This is a genomic window from Mesorhizobium sp. M7A.F.Ca.US.006.04.2.1, assembly GCF_004022915.1.
In the GTDB taxonomy this organism is placed as follows: Bacteria; Pseudomonadota; Alphaproteobacteria; order Rhizobiales; family Rhizobiaceae; genus Mesorhizobium; species Mesorhizobium ciceri.
In genome coordinates, this window is record NZ_RZQA01000970.1 from 1 (window position 1) to 2,151 (window position 2,151).

Here is a 2,151-nt window from a genome sequence, read left to right on the forward strand (position 1 = left end):
CATCGCAGGCGTCCAACGGCGTCAGTTCAACGGAGAGAACACATGTTCAAGTTCACGGGGAAAGTGCTTTCCCTTTCGGCCGCGGCGCTTTTCGCGTCGACGGTGATTTCGTCCGCGGATTCGCTGGACGATCTCGTCAAGGCCGCCAAGGCGGAAGGCCAGCTCACCACCATCGCGCTGCCGCATGACTGGTGCGGCTATGGCGATGTCATCGCAGGTTTCAAGGCGAAGTATCCGGAAATCACCGTCAACGAACTCAACCCCGACGCCGGCTCCGGCGACGAGGTCGAGGCGATCAAGGCCAACAAGGACAACAAGGGCCCGCAGGCGCCCGACGTCATCGACGTCGGCCTGTCCTTCGGCCCGACCGCCAAGGCCGATGGCCTGATCCAGCCTTACAAGGTGTCGACCTGGGACTCGATCCCCGACAGCGCCAAGGATGCCGACGGCTTCTGGTACGGCGACTATTACGGCGTTCTGTCGTTCATGGTGAACAAGGACCTGATCAAGGAATCGCCCACCGACTGGGCCGACCTCTTGAAGCCGGAATTCGCCAACGCGGTCGCTCTTGCCGGCGATCCGCGCGTTTCAAACCAAGCCATCCAGGCTGTCTACGCCGCCGGCCTTTCCGGTGGCGCCGCAGCCGGTGAAGCTGCCGGCACTGCTGGCCTAGACTTCTTCAAGAAGCTCAACGCGGCCGGCAATTTCGTTCCGGTCGTGGGCAAGCCGGCAACGCTTGCCCAGGGTCAGACTCCGATCCTGATCAACTGGGACTACAACGCGCTCGCCGGCCGCGACACGCTGAAGGGCAACCCGCCCGTCGACGTCATCGTGCCGAAGACCGGCGTCGTCGCCGGCGTCTACGTGCAGGCGATCAGCGCCTACGCGCCGCATCCGAATGCAGCCAAGCTGTGGATGGAATACCTCTACTCCGACGAAGGCCAGATCGGCTGGCTGAAGGGCTATTGCCACCCGATCCGCTTCAACGATCTCGCCAAGAACGGCAAGATCCCGGCGGACGTGCTGGCCAAGCTGCCGCCGGCGGAATCCTATGCCTCGGCCGCGTTCCCGTCGCTCGACGAGCAGGCTAAGGCCAAGGAAGCTATCAGCAAGAACTGGGACGCCACTGTCGGCGCCAACGTCAAGTAAGACTTGAAATCCACCGGGCGGCCGCGAGGCCGCCCGGTCCTTCCTCGAAGACGGTAGCCGGCGCATGACCGATCTCTCGCTTTCAAATCAGGCATTCGCCACCAAGCCGGTGCCGCCGAAGGAGGCGACCGCCTTCCGCTTGCCGACGCAATGGATAGGCGTGGCGCCGTTCTTCATCTTTGCCCTAATGTTCTTGATCCTGCCCACGCTCTATCTCGTCGTGGGAGCCTTCCGGAACGGTGAAGGCGGGTTCACGCTCGACAATATTCTGCAGCTGGTCAGCGATCCGTCGATCAGCAATTCTTACTGGTCTTCGATCAAGATCAGTTTCTGGTCGGCCATCATCGGGGCGTTTGCCGGGCTCGCCATCGCGATCGCGATCGTGCGCGGCGGACTGCCAAGCTGGACGCGCTCCGCGACCCTGACGTTTTCGGGCGTCGCCTCGAATTTTGCCGGCTTGCCGCTCGCCTTCGCGTTCCTGGCTACGCTCGGCCGCGTCGGTATCGTCACGACGCTTCTGCGTGACGTGCTCAACATCAACATTTACGCGATGGGCTTCAATTTTCTCACCACAACGGGCCTGATCGCGGTCTATCTGTTCTTTCAGATTCCCCTGATGGTGGTCATCATCGTACCAGCCATCGACGGCTTGAAGAAGGAGTGGGGCGAGGCTGCGGCCACGCTCGGTGCCACGCAGGCGCAGTACTGGCGCATGGTTGTCATCCCTGTGATATGGCCGAGTTTTCTCGGTACGGTCATCCTGTTGTTTGCGAACGCCTTCGGCGCCATCGCCACCGCTTATGCGTTTGCCGGTCCGACGCTTAATATCGTTCCGATCAAGCTCTACTCGCAGATGAATGGCGACGTGCTGCACAACCCGCAACTCGCTTATGCCATAGCCTTTGGCATGATCGTCATCACCGGGCTTGCGAATGTCTTCTACATCTGGTTTCGGACTCGGTCCGAAAGGTGGCTCAAATGAAGTCGGGTAAGTTCTGGGCC

2 protein-coding genes are annotated in these 2,151 nt (G+C 61.3%); both read left to right on the forward strand.

The annotated features are described in order from the left end of the window. Window positions 1–42 precede the first annotated feature (42 nt). Window positions 43–1,149: an ABC transporter substrate-binding protein gene (locus tag EN925_RS32965; RefSeq protein ID WP_013529685.1), complete on the forward strand. Its 1,107-nt coding sequence runs from the start codon at window positions 43–45 to the stop codon at window positions 1,147–1,149. A 187-nt stretch (window positions 1,150–1,336) separates the two neighbouring features. After that, window positions 1,337–2,131 carry an ABC transporter permease subunit gene (locus EN925_RS32970; RefSeq protein WP_224621361.1) on the forward strand — a complete coding sequence of 265 codons (795 nt, stop codon included), beginning with the start codon at window positions 1,337–1,339 and terminating at the stop codon, window positions 2,129–2,131. The last annotated feature ends 20 nt before the right edge of the window (window positions 2,132–2,151 follow it).